The 20,894-nt window shown below is 69.8% G+C and carries 8 protein-coding genes; 3 read left to right on the top strand and 5 right to left on the bottom strand.

Annotation, left to right across the window (positions count from 1 at the left end; all coding sequences use genetic code 11):
* Together ABD768_RS42055 and ABD768_RS42050 are read right to left on the bottom strand one after the other, a co-directional pair.
* A partial coding sequence (locus ABD768_RS42055; protein WP_344850438.1) for an HNH endonuclease signature motif containing protein occupies positions 1-1,059 on the bottom strand: 1,059 nt, incomplete at its 3' end.
* A 478-nt stretch (positions 1,060-1,537) separates the two neighbouring features.
* The gene (locus ABD768_RS42050; protein WP_344850436.1) at positions 1,538-3,199 is read right to left on the bottom strand and encodes a glycoside hydrolase family 13 protein; all 1,662 of its coding nucleotides are present in this window, start codon (positions 3,197-3,199) and stop codon (positions 1,538-1,540) included.
* Between the two features lie 86 nt (positions 3,200-3,285).
* Between ABD768_RS42050 and ABD768_RS42045 the strand changes: the two genes are divergently transcribed.
* Entirely contained in the window at positions 3,286-4,491 is a 1,206-nt protein-coding gene (locus ABD768_RS42045) for an ROK family protein (protein WP_344850434.1), read from the top strand.
* A 242-nt stretch (positions 4,492-4,733) separates the two neighbouring features.
* Here the strand turns inward: ABD768_RS42045 and ABD768_RS42040 are convergent, their stop codons facing one another.
* Complete coding sequence (locus ABD768_RS42040; protein WP_343981452.1) at positions 4,734-5,306, bottom strand: GNAT family N-acetyltransferase; 573 nt, start codon at positions 5,304-5,306, stop codon at positions 4,734-4,736.
* A gap of 66 nt (positions 5,307-5,372) precedes the next feature.
* Complete coding sequence (nagZ, locus tag ABD768_RS42035; protein WP_344850432.1) at positions 5,373-6,863, bottom strand: beta-N-acetylhexosaminidase; 1,491 nt, start codon at positions 6,861-6,863, stop codon at positions 5,373-5,375.
* A 253-nt stretch (positions 6,864-7,116) separates the two neighbouring features.
* On the opposite strand from nagZ, the gene ABD768_RS42030 reads away from it, so the two are divergent.
* Positions 7,117-8,064, top strand: coding sequence for an ROK family protein (locus ABD768_RS42030; protein ID WP_344850430.1), 948 nt, complete (start codon positions 7,117-7,119; stop codon positions 8,062-8,064).
* A gap of 345 nt (positions 8,065-8,409) precedes the next feature.
* The gene (locus tag ABD768_RS42025; protein WP_344850428.1) at positions 8,410-8,964 is read left to right on the top strand and encodes a hypothetical protein; all 555 of its coding nucleotides are present in this window, start codon (positions 8,410-8,412) and stop codon (positions 8,962-8,964) included.
* Positions 8,965-9,114: 150 nt separating this feature from the next.
* On the opposite strand, the gene ABD768_RS42020 is transcribed toward ABD768_RS42025, so the two are convergent.
* Positions 9,115-20,739 (bottom strand): non-ribosomal peptide synthetase/type I polyketide synthase, encoded by an 11,625-nt coding sequence (locus ABD768_RS42020; protein ID WP_344850426.1) that lies wholly within the window; start codon positions 20,737-20,739, stop codon positions 9,115-9,117.
* Positions 20,740-20,894: the final 155 nt, after the last annotated feature.

The following is a 20,894-nucleotide window of genomic DNA, read 5'->3' as shown; positions in this document are numbered from 1 at the left end:
GGTGACTCCGCCGTCTTGCCAGCTGATGAGGTGGTGGGCGTCGCAGTAGATGGGTGGGGCGTGGCAGATGACGCAGCCTTTGTCGCGCTGGTTCAACGCGTTGCGCAGGCCGTTGGTGACGTAGCGGAACTCGCGGCCGACATCCAGCGGCTGACTGTCGGAGCCCAACACGATGGGGATGATCCCGGCGTCGCAGGCCAGCCGGCGGATCGCGGCGGCGGACAGGCCGTCGCCGTAGGTGAGGTCACCGGTCGCCTGCCGGCCCGCCTCCAGCAGATCGTTCAGGCTGATCGTGACCGCGATATGCGGCTTGATCCCGCCCCGGGTCGGAAGGTCACCCGACGCCAGCGCGATGTCGAGGGTGTCGATGAGGGCGTCGGCTTGGCGTTTGCCGCGGGAGCGGGGGTCTTGTTCACCGTCGTCGGTCTTATGCGGTTTCGCACCCGCCTGCAGAACGGTCTGCAACTTCTCAGCGTTCTCGCCGGCCAGGAAGCCGCCGAACTTGACGCCGTCGTCGGCCTTCTTCACCCAGACTTCTTCGCGGGCGCGGGCGGCGGCTTCGCGGGGTTCGGGGCCGTCGGTGTCGAGGATGTTGCGGACCTGTTCGCCCAGGCTGCGCAGGTCGCCAGGGTTCATGTGCCGGGCCGCCTCGACCATCGCGGCGGCGGCGGCGTCGAGTTCTTCGACGGGGATGTTGGCGCGTTGGGGGAGTTTCTCCAGGGCGGACACGATCGCGTCGGCCTGCGCCGACGACAACACCACCGCGTCGTCGGGGAGGTCGTGGCCGGGGGTGGGGAGGGCGGCGGCGACGGTGGGGTGTTTCGGGAGTGCGAGGGCGAGGCGGACGCGGCGGCGGGCTTCGGCGGGGTCGAGGCGGTAGCGTTTCTCGAGCAGCCGGGCGGTGTCGTGGGCGCCGATCTCTTCGGCGTATCTGATCTCGTCCAGGCGGCGGATGACCTGGTGGCGGCGGGCCAACAACTCCTCGATCGCGGCCTCGATGACGTCGGAGTCGCACAGCAGCTCGTCGCCGCTCATCAACTCCACCGCCCGGTCGTCCATGGCCACAACGTTAGACGAGTCCGTCGACAGTTTCGGGCCGGAAAGCCCTTATCCACAAGGTGAATTCCTCACCACTTCACATCGACCAAGTACCTGTAGGTTGTTTGAAGGGCGGGCCTCGTTCGGGGTAGGCGTCTCGCTACTTGAGCAGCCCGCCCAACCCTGCGTTTACCTCGGCACCCTCACCGCCCAGCAAGCAACCTTCGCCCCGCACCGAGTGAACCGCCGCGATAGGCGGACTATCTGTTGCTCTTCGCCGTTGCTCAAAGCACCCAGCCGACCCACCGCAGCCTGCCATCCCGGCACCCAAGGCAACCACGGGCCGACGGGGGACCCTGTCTCTGTAGTTCTTCGTTCCCTGGCAACTGGAGCCCGGCACCGCCGTAACCACAGCAGCAGGCGGGACTGTCTGTTGCTCTTGGCTGTTGCTTATAGCAACAGACCCTCCGCTTGGGCGGAGGGTCTGTTGGGAGTGGAGCTAGATGAGCCAGGCGGTTGTGTCGGTGGGGAGTTTGTCGCCATCGAGGGGGGCACTGGAGAGGACTACGGCGCCTTCGGGGAGTTCGATGGGGGCGGCGCCGAAGTTGGTTACTGATTGCCAGCCGCCGGGGCGGGTGAAGTGGAGGGACCATTCCACGCCGTCGATCCATTCGAGGCCGGCGTTGGTTTGCAGGCCTCGGCGGACGGCTAGGGCCTTGCGGTACAGGGTGAGGGTGGAGGTTGGGTCGGACTCCTGGGCCTCGACCGAGTAGCCGCCGAACCAGGTCGGCTGGAGTAGGTGGGAGCCGCCGGAGCCGAAGCCGAAGGAGAGGCCGCCGATTGTCCACGGGAGTGGGACTCGGCAACCGTCCCGGCCCTTCTCGGCGCCCTTGGAGCGGAAGTAGGCGGGGTCTTGCAGGCTGGCGGCCGGGAGTTCGCCGACTTCCTGCAGACCCAGTTCCTCACCTTGGTACAGGTACGCCGAACCGGGCAGCGCGAGCATGAGCAGTACTGCCGCACGCGCCCGCCGCAACCCCTGCTCCACATCGACCGTCGGCTCGGTGCCGTTGCTCAGCAGCCAGGCCTTGCCGTCCTGCCACAACCCCTCCGGATCGCGCGGCAGTCCGTACCTGGTCGCGTGCCGGACGACGTCGTGGTTGGAGAAGACCCAGGTCGACGACGAGCCGTTCTCCTCGGCCAGTGCGAGGTTCTCCTCGATCACCTGGCGGAACTTCCCGAAGTCCCAGTCGGCCTGCAGGAGGTCGAAGTTGAACGCCTGCCCGAGCCCGTCGGCACTCGCATACCGCGCGCGCCGGGCCGCCGGTACGAACGCCTCGGCGACCGCCGATCGTGGCGGGTCGTAGGAGTTGAGCACCTTGCGCCACTCGCGGTAGATCTCGTGCACGCCCTCGCGATCCCACAGCGGATGAGCACCGAGCGACTCCGACTGACGAGGCAGCACAGTCTTCGACGGCAGCGGCTCGGTCAGGTCCTTGACCAGCGCGTGCGCCACATCCACCCGGAACCCGTCCACCCCGCGGTCCGACCAGAACCGCAGCGTGGTGAGGAAGTCGTCGCGGACCTCGGAGTTGTCCCAGTTGAGGTCGGGCTGCTCGGCCGCGAACAGATGCAGGTACCACTGCCCGTCCGGCGTCTGTGCCCAGGCCGATCCGCCGAAGACCGAGTCCCAGTCCGACGGCGGCTCGGACCCGTCAGGCCCGGCGCCGTCGCGGAAGATGTACCGATCGCGGGCCGCCGAACCCGGACCGGCGGCCAACGCCTCCTGGAACCAGGTGTGCAGGTTCGAGGTGTGGTTCGGGACGATGTCGACGATCAGCTTGATCCCGGCGCCGTGCAGCGCGGCGACCAGGTCGTCGAAGTCGCTGAGCGTGCCGAGCCGCGGGTCGACGTCGCGGTAGTCGTCCACGTCGTACCCGCCGTCGGCGAGCGCGGACGGGTAGAACGGGCTCAGCCAGACCGCGTCGATGCCGAGCGAGGTCAGGTACGGGACGCGGCTGATGATGCCGGGCAGATCGCCCACGCCGTCGCCGTTGGAGTCGGCGAAACTCCGCGGGTAGATCTGGTACACGACCGCTTGCCGCCACCAGTCGGCATCGGTCGGGTCACCACTTCGGCTCACCTGGGTCTCGGTGCTGGTCAAGAGCGCCTCACTCTGGTTTATATAGACTCTAAATTTAGATTCTGCAGTATTGTGCGCGGGTACTCGCGAGGAGGTCAAGAGGGAATATGGCGACTACCGCCGCGGCCACGCCGCCGCTGCTGCGCAGGGTCAACGCCGGGAAGCTACTCGGCGTGCTGTCCACGGCGGGCGTGATGACAGGTACCGGCCTGATCGAGGCGACCGGGCTGACCCGCGCGACCGTGCACGCGGTCTGCAACGACCTGATCGCGATGGGCTGGGTGGTCGAGCTCGACCCAGGACACGACGCACCCGGTACGCCGGTGGGCCGGCCGTCCCGTCGTTTCGAGTTCAACAGCCAGGCGGGCTACGTGCTCGGGATCGACGTCGGCGCGGCCAAGACCACCGTGCTGCTGTCCGACCTGCGCGGCGAGACCGTCGCCAAGACCGGCCGCTCGTTCCAGGCGGTGAAGACGCCCGCCGAGCAGACCCAGGTCGTCAACGAGGCGGTCCTCGAGGTGCTCAGCGAAGCCCAGGTGACCGACGCCGAGGTGCTCGCAGCCGGGGTCGGGGTGGCCGCGCCGGTCGATCGCGAGGGCAACATCCTGAGCGACGACGAGTTCTGGCGGCGCTTCGACGCCGGGCTGACGACCCGCCTCAGCGAGCTGCACGGCTGGCCGGTGCTGCTGGAGAACGACGCGAACCTGGCCGCCCTCGGCGAGCACTGGCGAGGTGAGGCCCGTGACGTCGATGATCTGGTCGTGCTCCTCGCGGGCGAGCGGTTCGGTTCCGGGCTGATGGACTCCGGCCGGCTGCTGCACGGCAGTCGCGGCGGGGCGGGCGAGATGGTGTATCTCAAGCTGGTCGAGGGCGTGGGAGATACGGCCGGTATCGCCCGGACAGCTCGCGAACAGGGCGCCAAAGCGATCGCCGACCCCGCGGTGAAGACGAGCCTGCGCAAGCTGGCGGGCGACGGAGCTGTCACCGCGGAGCTGGTCTTCGCGGCCGCGGCCGATGGGGACAAGGTTGCTGTTGGCATCCTTCAGCAGATCGCCGGGCGGACCGCCAGAGTGCTTGCCACGCTGGGGATCCTCTTCAACCCGGAGCTGGTCGTGATCGGTGGAGCGGTCGCCACGGCGGCGAAGGCGTTGCTGCCGGAGATCGAGAAGCAGCTTGCGACCTTCACCACCACTCCCCCGCGGGTGGCGGTCTCGTCGCTGGGCGACACGATCGTGTCGGTCGGCGCGGTCCGGCACGCCCTCAACTACGTCGAGCAACACGCACTGGATCTCCAGCTCAACTGCCGAGGCTAGGCGCACCTTTGGCGTCTTCGAACACCAAGCCGTGACCTCGGACATGAAATAGCGTGTTCAAGGCCCCCGGACGGTGTTCAAGGCCCCCGGATAGTGGTCGAGGTCCCCGGATGGTGGTCGAGGTCGCCGGATGGTGGTCGAGGTCGCCGGATGGTGGTCGAGGTCCCGGACGGTGGTCGAGGTCCCCCGGATAGTGGTCGAGGTCGCTGGATGGTGGTCGAGGTCGCCGGTGCTGCCCGGGGCTAAGCGAGGGTCCAGCGTGGGGAGGTGATGGGCGTCGGCGGGTTCCACTCGGGGCGGATCATGCTGTGCATTTTGGAGTCTCGCCAGCCCGTGCGGATGAGGACCGTACGGCGGAGGATGCCCTCGTACGTCATCCCGATGCGTTTCAGGACGGCGGCCGAGGCGGAGTTGCGGGGGTCGCAGGTGGCCTCGATGCGTTCCAGCTGACGGTCCTCGAAGCCGAACTGCAGCAGGATGCGCGCGATCTCGCTGGCCACGCCTTGCCCCCAGTGGTCGGGGTGGACGGAGTAGCTGATCTCGCCGCGCTTCCACGCGGCATGGCGGATGTTCAGTTCGCCGATGCCGAGCACGCCGGTCACAGGATGAGTCGCGACCCAGGCAAAACGGGTCCGCGGGTCCACCCGGGCGGAGGCGATCGCGGCCGACACGAAGGCCTCGGTCTCCGCTTCCGTGTTCGGTCCCCACGGCTGGTACCTGCACGACTCCTCCAGCGAGGCCCACTCGTGGATCCGTGGCCAGTCACCTTGCTGGAGGGGTCGCAGCGTGATCTTCGACAGGTCGAGAGCGTTCACCCGAGCCACGCTAAGCCTGGAAACGATTGCGTAGCCGGACCTCAGCCCCTCGAATTGATCAAGGTCTTATGGAATCCGGGTCAGCAGCTGAGCCGCCGCCTCCAGTACGACGAGGTTGCGACCGTACGTGACAGCCGTCGGGACGGCCGCCGGCACCAGAGCGCGGTCCTCGGGGATGCCGGTGCACAGTACGAAGACATCGCCCTCGTGGCTCTCCAGCAACTCCTGGAGCGCCGCGCGCATCCACGGCGTACGGACGGCGTCCTGTACTGCGACCACCAGCGGCCGCCCGATCGCCGCGTTCTGGGCCTCCGAGAGCGCAGCGGGGTCCTCGCCGCGCAGTACGACGCCTGCCGAGCCTGGCGCGACCTTCGCGAAGACCTCCGGAAGGCCGCTGAAGTACGGATTCCAGGCCGGGTGCAGCCCCTGCGTCAGATCCACCACGTACGGCGACCCGCCCAGCCCCGGGAAGTCCTGCCGGGTGACCGTCCGGGCAGCCACTTCACGAGTCGGCGCCCCATCCAGCCCCGGCAGACGAGTACGTCCCGCGAGCGTCGCTGCCAGCGCGCGAACCCGGCCGGCGGCATCCGCGAGCCGGGCTGCGTCGAGCGTCCCCTCGTCGACAGCCTGGACCAGCCGGGCCGTCAGCGCCGCAGGGTCCGCCTCGCCGATCGCGATCATCGCCAGATCGGCACCGGCCCGGATCGAGGCGACGGTGGCGTCCTCGATCGACTGGGTCGCGGTGATCGCCTGCATCTCGAGCGCATCGGTGGTGATCACGCCGGTGAACCCGAGCTCCTCGCGCAGCAGCCCGTGCAGGATCCGCCGCGAGAGGGTGGCCGGCTGGTCGTCGTACGCCGAGAAGATGATGTGCGCGCTCATGATGACGTCCGCGCCGGCCGCGATGGTCGCGCGGAACGGCGCGAGCTCGACTGCGCTCACCTGCTCGATCGAGCGGTCCACCCGGGGCAGCGCGAGGTGGGAGTCGACGGTGACGTCACCGTGGCCGGGGAAGTGCTTGGGGCAGGCGGCGATGCCGGCGTCGTGGACGCCCTGGACGAAGGCCACGCCATGGCGGGAGACGACGTCGGCCGTCGTACCGAACGAGCGGGTCGAGATGATCGGGTTGGCCGGGTTGCTGTTCACGTCGACCGAGGGCGCGAGCATCAGGTCGATACCGAGCGAGGCGAGGGTGGCAGCGGCGTCGCGGGCCGAGGCGCGGGTCAGATCCACGTCGTCCAGCTCGCCGAGCGAGCGCGGCGAGGACAGCGGCCAGGGGTTGGCGGGCGCGAGGTGGCTGAACTCGCCGCCCTCGTGGTCGATCGCGATCAGCACGTCCGGCCGCGCGGCCCGCAGCGAGGCGGTCAGCGCGGCGACCTGCTCGGCGCTGTCCACGTTGCGGGTGAACAGGATGACGGCGCCGAGTCCGGCAGCGACGGAGCGGAGGAGTTCGTCGGGGGCGGTGGTTCCGTTGAAGCCGACGACGAGGGCGCCGGCGGCGTCGCGGTCCACCGACCGGGGCGGAGGGGCGGGGGAGGTCAGACGCAGCTCACTCATGCGCCTACCCTCTCGTGCCCGCGCGCGGATCGCTAGCTGAACCCGTCACGGACAGCGAAGGATTGCCCTCGTTGTTGACGATTGAAGCGCCTTGAAGGCCATCGTTGTCAGACTATGTCCTGGCATGAATCAAGCGCTGGCCTGCGGGATCATGGATGATTAGCACCGACAACCTCTCGCCGGATTGGCCGGTTACAGATAACGTTGTCTCCCGATCCAGCCCGCGATCCGCACCGGTACTGACAGGGGGAACATGACCGACCAGCCAGTGACCGTGCTAGGCATCGATATCGGGGGCACGAAGATGGCTGCCGCGATCGTGGCGGCCGACGGGGAGATCCTGACCAAGGACCGGATCGCGACCCCGCCCGGCGATGCCGACCAGGTGTTCGCCGCGCTCGGCGAGCTGATCGCCCGGGTCAAGGGCGACACCGAGCCGGCCGCGGTCGGGATCGGTTCGGCCGGGCCGCTGGACCAGGAGCACGGCCTCGTCTCCCCCGTGAACATCGCGGGCTGGCGGAACTTTCCGCTCGTCGACCGGGTCCGCGCGCTGGTCGGCGACGTACCGGTGAGGCTGGGCGTCGACGGGCACTGCTTCGCGCTCGGCGAGTTCTGGACCGGCGCCGGGCGTGACGTCGGCAGCCTGCTCGGGATCGTCGTCTCCACCGGGGTCGGCGCCGGGATCGTGGTCGATGGTCGTCCGCTGCTCGGACAATCCGGCAACGCGGCGCACCTCGGGCACGTCGTGGTCGACCTCGACGGCGAGGCGTGCGCGTGCGGGTCGTACGGTTGCGTCGAGACGTACGCGAGCGGTCCGCGGATGGTTGCCCGGGCCAAGCGTCGCGGCTGGCGCAGTACCGAGGACGTGGACGCGGCGGTACTGTCCGCGGACGCCGCCGCCGGGGACGAGATCGCGCTGTCGGTCTTCGACGACGGGGCGCAGGCGCTCGCGGCGGGCATCGTTGCCACCGCTGTGACCGTTGACCTTACGACCGTCGTGATCGGCGGCGGGGTGGCCAAGGCGGGACCGGTGTTGTTCGACCCGGTCCAGCGCTGGGTGAAGCGCCTCGCGCAGCTCCCCTTCGTCGCCGACCTGACCGTCCAGCCGGCCCAGCTCGACAACGCCGGCCTGATCGGCGCCGCCCGGCTCGGCTGGGATCTGTTGCCCGCGGCCACGCCCTCGGAGAGCGCGCTGCGGTAGTTCACCGGCAGTTGGCGCCACGGTAACCGTCGGATCGACGGCCGGTGACCCCTCACACACAGATGTGGCGTGCGGAAAGGGGTCTCCCGAGCAAATTTGCGCACTTTTTACGCAATTGCCCGAATTCTTGTAACGGCGACCCCTGCTGTTCCGATGCAACGGATGGACGGGGTGGGGGCACGCCGTTCGAGGGCAATCAGGGGGGACCTGCATGCCAGGGATTGACCGTTTGCGTAGGCGGCGAGGAGGAGACTCCTCGCCGCTCTCGCAGGCACTTGGATACCGATGTACGCACGTCCACCAGCGTTGTCCGGGGCAACGCTCGACCGTAGGGAATAGGTCCTGATGGACGCTGCCGTACTCATCGTCTTCGCACTCTTCTTCACCGCGCTTGTGGTCGCCACGACGGCCAGCCGAGGCGTGCTGCGTACCTCCGTACGCCGCCCGCTGCTGTTCCGGACCGTCGTCGTGCTCGCCGCCGCAGCCACCGTCCCGGTCGACCTGTACGCCGTCGTGTACGGCACGGTCGGACCGGGTGGCGTGGATGTCGGCGACGTGGCCGGCCGCTTGCTGCTCCTGAACGTCGCCGCCGCGTGCGGCGTCGCGGCCCTGCACGAGTCCCTCCGGGGACGCGCCATCTCCGCCGCCTCGGAACCGGACGAGCTGTCCGACTCCGAGCAGCCGGTGCGGATGGGCGTGCTGGGCTGGACCGGCCCACTGATCGCGCTCGTCGCGGTCACCGCCGTCGTCGTACTCGGATCCCGGGGGAACGGACCTGAGCTCGGCAACGTCGGACCCGTCTGGGCCGTTTATTCCCTGCTCATCTGCGTGATCAGCGCGTACGCGCTGCTGCGCCGGCGAGCAGTAGAGGTAGGTGCGGTCGATCCTCAGGAGGGATGAGGATCGAGCGCGGGTTCTGCACCGCGGACGGTAGGCCGGAGGTTGCGGGAGGGTAGCCGCCGGGGACACAAACCCCCGTACACGGTGCAGAACCGACTTCACTGGAACGAAGGAACCCCCACGCAGAGGAGTGCGTGGGGGTTTGACGTACTAGTTGCCCTTGAGCCACTCGGGCTCGGGCAGCCGGGAGCGGTCCAGCTTGCCGCTGGAGTCCAGCGGCAGGTCCTCGACCGGGATCAGGTCGGCCGGGACGAGGTAGATCGGCAGCTCCTTGGTGAGCTCCAGCAGGAGGTTCGCCAGTACTGCGGGGTCGCTGTCCTCCAGCACGACGTATCCGATCAAGCAGGTGTCGCCGGCCGGGTCGGCGCAGGCGACCACCACTGCGTCGATCACGCCGGGCAGGTCGGCCAGTACGTGCTCGGTCTCCCCCGGCTCGACCCGGTGCCCGCGGATCTTCACCTGGTCGTCAGCGCGGCCCAGGTAGTCCAGCGACCCGTCAGCACGCCAGCGGCCGAGGTCACGGCTCCGGTACAACCGTCCGCCCGGATGCGCCGGGTCGCTCACGAACGCGGTCTCCGTCTCCTCCGGACGGCCAAGGTAGCCCTGGGCAACTGCCACGCCACCGAGGTGGATCTCCCCGATCGCACCAACCGGTACCGGCCGGAGCGCCTCGTCGAGCAGGCGCACCACCACGCCGTCGATCGGTCGCCCGATGGACGGCCGGTCCTCGTCCGGGTCGACCTGGTGGATCGTGGTCACCACGGAGGCCTCGGTCGGCCCGTACTCGTTGTAGAGCGTGCACTCCGGATGCGCCTCGAGGAAGTCGCGGATCTTGTGCGTCACGACCATCGCCTCACTGCCCGCGACGATCTCGCGCAGGGCCGGCAACTCGGGCACCTTGCGCATCGTGGCGAGCAGCGCGGTCAGCGGGGTGAACGCCATGAACAGCCGCTCGACCCCGTGATCCTTCAGCGCCGCGATGACCGCGTCCGGGTCGTACCGGTCGTCCTCGCCGATCAGCACCAAGGCAGCACCGGAGGCGAGCGCGGTGAACATCTCCTGCACGTGGACGTCGAAGCCGAAGGACGTCCATTGCAAGGTGCGCAGCGATCGCCTGGTACGGAGGTAGTGCCGGATGAGGTTGACCGGGCCGCGATGCGGTACGGCGACGCCCTTGGGGTTGCCGGTCGAGCCGGATGTGTAGATGCAGTAGGCGATGTCGTCGGCCGCGGCCCGTACCGGCGGGGCCTGCTTCGACCGCGTGTCACCGTCGACCGCAGCGACCGGTACCAGCCGCAGCCCGAGACGGTCGGCCAGCGCGGCGTCGTCGCCGACCAGGGCGACCGCTCCCGCGTCCGCGGTCATGAAGGACCAGCGCGACTCCGGTACGCCGGGGTCGAGCGGCAGATAGGCAGCGCCTGACTTCAGCACGGCCAGTACTGCGACTACGAGCTCCGCTCCCCTGGCGACCCGGACCGCGACGAGCTGGCCGGGCTTCACGCCGAGGTCGACGAGCTGCCAGGCGACGGCGTTCGAGCGGCGATCGAGTTCGGCGTACGAGATCTCGCGGTCGCCCTGGATGAGCGCGATCGCGTCGGGCGTCCTGGCGACCTGCTGCTCGAAGAGGGTGTGCAGGCCGCTCAGCTCGCCTGCGACGACGGCGTCGCGGCGGAGGCGGCCGACCGGGCCGGTCTGCGGCGCCTCACCCTCGAACTCGGCCAGGATCTTCTTGTCCTCGTCGATCGGCAGCATCAGGTCGGGAAGCGGGAGGCGCGGGTCCTCGATCGCACGGCGCAGGACGGCTTCGAGGTAGGCAAGCAGGCGCTTGATGGTCTGGTGGTCGAACAGGCCGGCGCGGTAGTCCGCAGTACAGGTGATGCCGCCGCCGTGGTACGCGAGGCGGAAGCGGAGGTCGAGGCTTTGGGCGAGCTCTTCCTCGCCGGCCTCGAACTCGACGAGCACCTGGAAGAGCGGGTCCTGCTCGAGCGTCGCGAGGTCGGCGGTCGAGTGGTCGACGGCCGTCGTGGTGATCTCACGGACGCGCTGAGCCAGGTCGCCGAGGTCGGGCTCGCCGGTGAGGTCCAGGCGGAGCGGGAGGGCCGGCTGGCGCGTGGTGTCGCCGGGGCGGCGGAGGGCGGCGGTGCCGATGACGAGGTCGTCCTGGTCGGCGAAGCGGCCGAGCACGGTGCCGACGGCGGCGAGCATCGTCATCAGCGGGCTGACCCGGCGGTCGCGGCTGAACGCGAAGACTGCGTCGCCGATCTCCGAGTTGAGTTCGTGGGTGACGGTACCGATCACGTCGTCGCCGGCCGGGCGAGGGCGATCGGTCGGGAGGACGAGCGGCTGAGCGCCTTCGAGGGCGGTCTGCCAGTACTCCAGATCCCTTGCCCGCTTGGCTTTCTCGGCCTCGGCCTTGGCCAGCTGGGCCTTCTTGCTGTCCTTCTCCGGTACGCCGGAAGTCGCGGCGCTCTGGGTCGCGTCGCTGAGCTGCTCCCCGGCTCCATGCTGCTGTCCGGCCCCACGCTGCTGTGCTGCTTCGTGCTCTTGGGCTGCCTCGTGCCGCTGGGCTGTGTCGTTGAGGAGGGCGAGTTGCTCGTGCATGAGCTTGGTGACACCGTCGACGAGCTGGCCGGCGACGCGGAGCTGCTGCGACATGAGGGCGGCCATGCCTGAGCCCGGGAGCTCCGCTTCGCTGGTCGCGGCGGCTGCGGCATCGACCTTTGCGGCCAATTCGGCCAGGCCTGAGCCGAGCACCGCGAGCGCAGTACGGGGGTCTGCGTTCTCTGCTGCGGGTGCGTCCGCGGCCGGCTCGGTTTGGCGGAGGAGGTCGAGCGGGTCGACCTCGTCGCCGTCCGGTTGGTTGCGGGAGGCAACGGCCGCGGCGAGCTTGTGGGGGGTGTTGAGATCGTCGAAGAGCTCGCTGACGGCGATCTCGACGTCGAACCGCTGGCCGACCTCTTCCACCACCCGCAACATCGACAGCGAGTCCGCGCCCAGCTCGGCGAACGTGTGATCCACCGTCAGGTCGTACGGATCCAGCCCGAGCTGCTCGCCGGTCAGATCGAGCACAGCCTCCAACGAGTCCCGATACAAGTCCGCAGCCGAGGCAACCGGCCGGCTTCGTTCTTCAGGAACCTCAGCCTCAGCGACCGCAGGCTCAGCGCCTGCGGACGAGACAACCTTGGCCGGGACCATCTGCACATAAGCAGACGCAACCAGCTCAGCGCCATCCAGCTCGACGACCGGCAGCGGCTCGGTGACCTCGATCGGCTGCGTGCTGAGGCGATCCGGGTCGTCCTCGGCCGGAATCGCGAACGGCGACAGATCGACTTCCTCGATCGTCGGCACGACCACACCGTTGGACGCCGGCGGATCCAGCGGGATGCGCTTCAGCGCCGCCCCACTGCGCTCGATCGACCGCTCGTCCTCGACCACCGCCGGCTGCGCCGAAGCCACCGGCCGCGCCGAAGCGTCCACCGGGTGATGCACCCGGCGGAACGGGTACGTCGGCAGCGGCACCCGGCCGCTCTCCGGATACACCTTCGCCCAAGCGATCTCGGTGCCCTGCTCGTACAGCTCGGCCAGTCCGTTCATCGTCGCCAGCACCGGGTCCTGCCCGAGTCGCTGGGCCGGGATCCACGTGCTGTTCGGCGCGATCCGGCGACCGGCCGGGCTCAGCACGGCATCCGGCCCGAGCTCCAGGAACCGCCGGCAACCAGCTGCGGTCAACGCCTCGACGGCGTCGCCGAACAGCACCGGCTGCCGTAGCTGTCCGACCAGGTAGTCGCCGTCGAGCGCAGTACCGCTCTCCAGCAACTCGCCGGACCAGCTCGACACCATCGGCATCCGCAGCGGCTTGAGCTTGATCTCTGCGACAACCTTCGCGAAGTCGGCCAGGATCGGTTCGACCAGCGAGCTGTGGAACGCGCGGTCGACATCGAGCCGCTGCCACTTGAGCTCCAGCCGGTCGAGCTGCTCGGCCAGCTGCCCGACGATCACCTCGGAACCGGTCAGCACGAAGTTCTGCGGACCGTTGCCCGCGGCAATCTCCACGCCCGGGGTCTGGGCCAGTTCGCGGACCCGATCAGCATCGGCCCGGACGGCGACCATCGCGCCGGGGACAGTGCCGCGCTGCATCAGTACTCCGCGCTGCGCGGTCAACTTCACGCCATCCGCGAGGGACAACGCGCCGGCCACGCACAGGGCGGCGTACTCGCCGACGCTGTGCCCGACCACCAACGCGGGCTGGACTCCGAAGGACTGCCAGAGCCTTGCGAGCGCCAGCTCGAACGCGAAGAGCGCGGGTTGCGCGGTCTCGGTCGGCCAGACTCCGTCGTCGGTGCCGGCCGGGGTCAGCAGCAGCTCGAGGAGTCTGCCGCCGACCTCTTCTTCGTAGACCTTGTCGCACTCGTCGAGGACTGCGCGGAAGACGGGGAACCTGGTGGCAAGGCCGGCCGCCATCCCGCGCCGGGCCGCGCCTTGGCCGGTGAACGCGAAGCCGAGCGGGCCGGGGCCGCCGCGCGGTACTTCGGCGGTGGCGGCGGTTGCCAGGGCTTCGGCCAGCTCGGATTCGGAGGAGCCCGCCACGGCGATGCGGTGGCGATGGGCTGGGCGGCCGATTGACGCAGTACCGGCCAGGTCGATGAGGCGTTGGCCTGTGCCCTCTTCCAGCTCTGTGCGGAAGAGGACGGCGAGGTCGGCCAGGGCGGCCGGGTCGGGGGCTGAGATCGGGAGGACGACCGGGCCGTCTTCGCCGCGGCGGATCTGGCGCGGGGCCTCTTCGAGGATGACGTGCGCGCTGGTGCCCTTGGCGTCGAGTGCGCTGACGCCTGCGCGGAGCGGCGTACCGGCTTCCCAGTCGCGGACCTCGGTGCCGACCACAAAGGGGCTGTTGGCAACCGATAGGTCCGGGTTCGGCTTGCTGTAGTTGATGGTTGGGACGAGGGTGCGGTGCTGGAGCATGAGCACGGTCTTGATCAGGCCGGCCATGCCCGCGGCGCTGTCGAGATGGCCGATGTTGGGCTTCACCGAACCGATCGTGACGAAGCCGACCTGGTCGGTGTGCTTGCGCAGCGCGGCGGTGAGGGCGCGGAACTCGACGGTGTCGTCTTCCGCCGTACCGGTCGCGTTGGCCTCGACGTAGCTGAGCGATGCGGCCGGTACGCCGGACTTCTCCAGCGCGCGCTCGACGAGCTCGACCTGGCCGGCCTGGCCGCCGTCGTTGGTGACGGCGGAGCCCTTGATCACGGCGTACACGGTGTCGCCGTCGGCAACCGCCTGGTCGAGCCGCTTGAGCAGCACGGCCGCGACGCCGTTGCCACCGACCGTGCCGTCGGCCTTCTCGTCGAAGGCGCGGACGTGGCCGGTCGGCGAGAGGATCGAGCGGGCGCTGGCGTGGTACCCCGTTGCCTGCGGCACGTGAACCGCGGCGGCGCCGGCGAGCGCGAGATCCGCGTCCCCACTGCGCAACGCCTGGCAGGCAAGGTGAACCGCCACCAGCGAGGAAGACCAAGCAGCCTGTACGCCGATCGCCGGGCCGGTCAGGCCGAGCCGGTACGCCACGCGGGTCGCCAGGTAGTCCGGCGGCTGATTTTGTTGCGTGTAAAGGTTCATGCCCGAGCCGGCGAAGATCCCGATCCGGCCCGACGCACCGGCGTACCCGCCGTTCTCCAACGCCTGCTGACAAACCTCGAGGAACAGCCGCTGCGCCGGGTCTGTCAGCTCGGCTTCCCGATCACTCAGCCCGAAGAACGCCGCGTCGAACAACTCGACATCATCCAGCGCCCCACTGACCGCAACCAGCTCTTCGTCCCCGAAGGCGTCAGTCCCGCCGGCTTCCTTCAGCTCTTCCTCACTGAACCGCCGGACACTCTCCACACCCCCCAGCAAGTTCTCCCAGAACTCATCCACCGACGAAGCCCCCGGGAACCGCCCAGCCAGCCCCACCACAGCCACCGGCTCCACCACACCGGCCCTGACCGCAGCCTTCCCATCCTTCCGAGCCCGCTCCCCACCCTTCGCGGGCGCGCGCACCGCAGCCACAGCCAGCCCAGCTTCCGCAGGCTCGGCTCCTGCTTCGACCCTGCCAGCCTCAGCAACAAGTACCTCAGAGCCCTCGGCGCCGGCAGCCTCCTGCCCAGGCACCTCCGCATCGCCGTCCGAACCGCCCAGCGCCACCGCAGAAGCCGCCGCGGCACCCTCTGCAGGAGCCGGCTCAGCACCCTCTGCAGGAGCCGGCTCAGCAACCTCCGCAGGAGCCGACTCAGTAACCCCCGCAGGAGCCGACTCGACAGCCTTCGCGCCGGCAGCGTCCCGAGCCACCGCTCCCGGCATCATCCGCACGTAGTCGCTCGCCACCAACTCCTCAGGAGTCGCCGCGACAACCTCCGTGCCGGCACCGTCCTCGGCCACAGCCTTACCAACCGCAGGCACCATCCGCACATAGGCGCCCGCCACCAACTCCTCAGCGCTCGCCCCAGCAACCTCCGCCGAGCGTTCGCCGCCTACCCCTGCAACCGCCCGAGCAGCACCAGCCTCGTCAACACCCGGCGACGCAACACCACCATCACCCGGTACGCCGTCAGCCTGCGCCTCACCCGTCAGCCCACCAGCACCCGCCGCACCACCCGGCTGCCCCTCAGCTGCCTCGACATCACCGGCCTGTACCTCCGCCGACTCGCCGCCCGTCTCCAGCTGACCAACCCCGACGGCTCCACCCAACTCGGCAACCTCAGCTGCCCCACCACCGTCAGCCCGCGCCGCAGCAACCTCGACCGGCTCACCCTCACCCTGCCGCACCTCGGCACCCTCAGCCGACTCGCCGTCCCAAGCCCGCACCTCGGCAACCTCAGCTGCCTCACCACCGTCAGCCTGCGCCGCAGCAACCTCGACCGGCTCGCCATCACCCGGCCGCACCTCGGCACCCTCAGCCGCCCCGACGCCATCCGCCGGCGAACCGGCCAGCTCGACAGACCCAGGGTCCCCAGCCTGCGCCTCGGTGGCCTCAACAGCCACACCACCGCCAGCCCGCGCCTCAGCAACCTCATCCGGCTCGCCACCATCGGCGCCAACCTCGGCGACCCCAGCCAGCTCAAGGGACCCGCCGTCCTCAGCCCGCACCTCGGCAACGCCAGCCTCATCGACATCTTCCGCCTGCGACCCGCTCAGCTCAGCAGCTTCGCCATCACCACCGTGTGCCTTCGCAACCTCGGCCGACTCGGCCACGTCCGCTTGCGACGCGGCGGGTCCAGCGGATTCGCCATCGCCAGCCTGGGCCTTCGCAGCCTCGGCCGACTCAGCACTGTTGCCTGGCCGCGATGGGGTCAGCTCGGCAGACCTGTTGTTCTCGGCCCGCACCTCAGCAACATCAGCCGACTCAGCGTCGACGGCCTGCGCCTTGGCCGCTTCGGACAGCTCGGCAGCGTCCGCCTGCGACCCGATCAGCTCAGCAACTTCGCCGTCGCCAGCCTGCGCCTCAGCAACCTCGGCCGGTTCGGCGTCTCCGCCCGGCTGCGACTGGGTGAGCTCGGCAGACCTGGCGCTATCGGCTCGCACCTCGGCGACCTCAGCCGCCTCGCCCGTGTCCGCTTGCGACGCGGCAGGTTCAGCGGATTCGCCGTCACCGGCCCGGTCCTCGGCAACATCAGCCGACTCAGCGTCAACCACCTGCGCCTTGCCTGCTTCGGACGGTCCGGCATCGCCCGCCTGCCGCTTGGCCACCTCGGACAGCTCGGCATCGGCCGCCTGCGACCTGGCCAGCTCAGCAGCTTCGCCGTCGGCAGCCTGGGCCTTGGCAACGTCAGCCGACTCAGCGCCAGCGGGCTCAGCGTCGGCCGGCTGCGACTTGGCCGCGTCGGCATCGACCGCCTGCGACCTGGCCGGCTCAGCAGCTTCGCCGTCGCCAGCCTGCGCCTCGGCAACGTCAGCCGACTCAGCGCCAGCGGGCTCAGCGTCGGCCGGCTGCGCCTTGGCCGCGTCGGCATCGACCGCCTGCGACCTGGCCAGCTCAGCAGCTTCGCCGTCGCCAGCCTGCGCCTCGGCAACGTCAGCCGACTCAGCATCGGCCGGCTGCGCCTTGGCCGCCTCGGCGACCTCGGTCGACACAGCGTCACCTGCCTGCCCGTTGCTGGGCTCGGCGGACTCGTTAGCGTCCGTCTCGGGCTTGGTGAGGTCGGCTGGTCGACTGTCGTCGGCTTGTTGGTCGGTGGGGTTGGCAGCTTGGTGTTCGGGGTTGTCGGAGTCGGTCGACGGCGGCTTGGCGTCAGCGGAGTTCTTGGAGACCCGGATGATGGGTAGCTGGGTGGTTTCCTCGTCGAGATCCACCGTCGGCGGACGTGAGGCAGTAGCCGGTACAGCCTCTGCAGTCGACCCGCCGGTCGCGTCAGCCGAGGTGACAACTGCCGGTACGTCGGCGTCCACCCCGTCGACATCACCCGAGTCGGCATGGCCGGAGTCGACGTCACCCGAGCCGCCGTCACCCGAGCCGGCGTCACGCGGGTCGGCGTCACCCGAGCCGGCGTCACGCGGGTCGGCGTCACCCGAGCCGGCGTCACCCGAGCCAGCGTCACCCGAGTCGGTGTCACCCGAGTCGGTGGAGACGGAGTCGGCATCGCGGGAGTCGGCGGTGTCGGCGGCGTCGTGCGAGGTGCTCGGGGCGGTTGCCTCTCCGCTTGATGCGTCGGTTGAGGCGGGCGAGCTGGCGGCGGGCGCGTGGGTGGTGCTGGCGACGGATGCCTTGGAGTCGTCCGCCAGTGCGTCGGCGGACTCCGCGGGAGTGTCAGCAGTCTTCGTACTGCGGTCAGCGGCTGCGTCTGCGGATGCATCGGTCGATGCGTCGGCGTTGGTGCTGGCGACGGGCTGGTCCGCGTCGATGGGTTCAGTCGGCAGTTCCGCGCGGGCAGAGTCGGCGTGGGAGGTACCGGCCGGTGCATCGGCGTGGGAGGTACCGGCCGGTGCATCGGTGTGAGAGGTAGCGCCCGGTGCATCGGTGTGGGGGGTACCTGCGGGTGCAACGGTGGTGGGTGTGTCTGCTGTTGAGTCAGCTGCGGTTTGCTCGGGCAGGTCGGCGCTCGCGGGCGGCACAGGGTCAGCGGTGCCGCCGGTGAGGGCGTCGGTACCTGCAGGGCCGGGCCGTACGTCGGCGGCAGTGGCGCCGGGCCTTACGCCGTTGCCTCCGGTGCCGGTGAGGGCGTCGGTACCTGCGGGGCCGGGCCGTAGGTCGGCGCCTGTGGGGGCGGGCCGTACGTCGGTGCCTGTGGGGCCGGGCCTTGGGTCGGTGCCTGTGGGGCCGGGCCTTGGGTCGGTGCCTGCCGTGCCGGTCAGTGGGTCAGCAGCGGTGGTTCTCGGTTCGGGGTCGGCCGGCGATTCCGTGTCGGTGGGGTCAGCAAGCGGTTGCGTGGCGGGGGACGCGGTCGCCGAGGTGGCGTGGAGGTCGTCGGTGAGGGGGTCGGTGCTGACGGGTTCTGCCGTTGAGTTGGCGGGCGCAGGGCCGGCGAGAGAGTCCGGCATGCGAGTCGGCTGGTCGGCGTCGGTCGTACCGGTCGGCGGGTCGACGTCGGCGGTGGAGGCCGACTGATCCGCTTCGAGCGAGTTCGCCGCCGCACCCGTCAGCTGGTTCGCAGGACCCGTCAGCTGGTTCGCAGCACCCGCAGCACTCGTCAGCTCGTCCGCAGCACTCGTCAGCTGGTTCGCAGTGCCCGTCGGCTGGTCCGGAGTGCCGGCCGGCTGGTTCGGAGTGTGGGTCGGCCGTTCCGTGGTACCGGTCAGGTGGTCCTCGGTGCTGTCAGCTTGTGGGGTGGTGGTGAGGTCGTCGGGGGCGGGGTGGCGGTTGGCGCCGAGGGTGGGGCGTTGGGGTGGGGTGGGGATGGAATCTTGGAGGTTGCGGCGCCACGCGAGGCGGACGACGGGGAGTTCTGTGGTTTGTTCGCTGGCGTCCTCGTCGTCGTAGCGGGACGAGGCGGGGACGGACCCTGGGCGGATGGGGTCGCCGTAGGGGGAAGCGACGGGAGGCGTGGCGTAGGGGCCGGGGGCCGTCTCCAGGGTGTTGTCCAGCCAGCGTTGCTTCAGGAGAGGGCGGAGGATTTTGCCGCCGGGGGTGGTGGGGAAATGGCGGCGCGGGACGCCGACGACGCGGGCGTCCAGGCCTAGCCGGCCGCGGATGACCGAGCGGATCGCCTCGTCGACGCCTTCGGCTGAGTCTGAGGAGAGGGCATAGAAGATCAGGAGGCGCTCAGTGCCAAGCGCAGCGTCCGCGACACCGCAGGCAGCGACCAGGCCGGCGACGGCTCCAGGGGCGGTTGCAGCGACCGCCTCGAGCTCGTGTGCGTAGTACGTCTGCCCGTTGAGGATGATCCGCTCGCTGTCGCGACCAGTGATCACCACCTGCCCACCAGTGATGAACCCCTGGTCCCCAGTAGCCAGCCACTTCCGCGCCGGCCAGTTGCCCGCCGGGAAGGCAGCCCGGTCTGCATCCGGATTTCCCAGATACCCAGGCGTCACCCGAGCAGACGCGATCTGCAACTGCCCGATCCGCCCCTCCGGCAGCACAGCGCCGTTGGGCCCCACGATCCGCACGGTCGCCCCAGGAGCCGGAGCACCGACCGACACCAGACTCAGTACGCCGGGCGCATCCACACGCCCCTTCCCCGGCCGAGCAACCGCGACCTTCCCAGCACTGGTCCGCTGGTCGACCCACTCGACCACACCGGTCTGCGAGATCCGCACCCGATGCACGTTCGGCGTCAGCCCCGGCCGACCGAAGGTGATCCCGGTGACCGTCTCCGTCATGCCCCACGCCGCAACGAACGTCTCCGGCACCACGCCGAACCGATTCGTCAGCCGCAGGAACTCGCTCACCACCGGCACCGTGATCTGCTCGCCACCACTGACCAGACTGCGCAACGCCGACAGATCCCAGTGCCGATCCGGCTCCCCAGCGATCGCCGCGGCAGCCAGCCGATACCCGAAGTTCGGCGACCACGAGTGGTTCACCCGATGCTGGTCCATCAGGTCCAGCCAGCGCAGCGGCTCCGCAAGCACCCAATCGGTCGCGACGTGGATGTTGGTGCAGCCGGTGAACACGGGCAGCAGGTGGTACAGCAGGAAGGCCCCGCTGTGATCCAGCGGCAGCCAGTTGAGAGTCGTCTGCCCCGGCCGCACCGGCAGCATCGCCGGCGTACCGGCTGCGAACTCGACCAGCCCGCGATGCGTGAGCTGGATGATCTTCGGCGTACCAGTGCTGGACCCCGACGTCATCATCAGCACCGCGACGTCGTCCGCCGCGGGCCGGTGGAACTCGGAAGTCGGCTCATGCCCGGCCAGCGCATCGGGGTCGAGCACCGGCAGCCCGAGGTCGTTCGGCAGATCCGACGGCCGCCCGATCAGTACGGTCCAGCCGAGCAGGTCGGTGACCTTCCGGAGCCGCTCGCGCCCCTCCTCGGTCGTGTCACCCTCCGGCGACGGCGACATCAGCAGCGGCCGGATGCCACCCAACGTGCACGCCCAGAACGCCGCGAAGAACCCGACCGGCTCCGTGCAATGCACAACTGCCGGATCACCGGCCCGTACGCCGTTCGCGCGCAAGCCGGCCAGTATCCGCGCAGCCAGCTCGAGCAGCGTCGGGAAGTCGAGCCGCGTCTCGCGACCGTCCGGGCCGATCTCGACGACTCCCGCCGTACCGAAGTCGCGGGCGGCCCGCAGCAGGGCGCTGGGCAGATCGCGCGGATACCCCGCCGGGATCATCAGCGCCGGCCCGGTGCTGATCGCCGGCCGGTCCATACCGCTCCTCATCGCACCAGCCCCACAGCCACACCGGGGAGCACAGAGGCGCCAGTCAGTTGGCGACCCACGGACACGTGCCTCCCCAACTGGACGGAGCCGGGCTCAGGGCATGCCCGTCTCGCTGGTATCGACAGAAAAGCCCCGTTGACGAC

The organism is Kribbella ginsengisoli, assembly GCF_039537185.1.
Taxonomy (GTDB): domain Bacteria; phylum Actinomycetota; class Actinomycetes; order Propionibacteriales; family Kribbellaceae; genus Kribbella; species Kribbella koreensis.
This window is presented reverse-complemented; position numbering and strand designations above follow the sequence as displayed.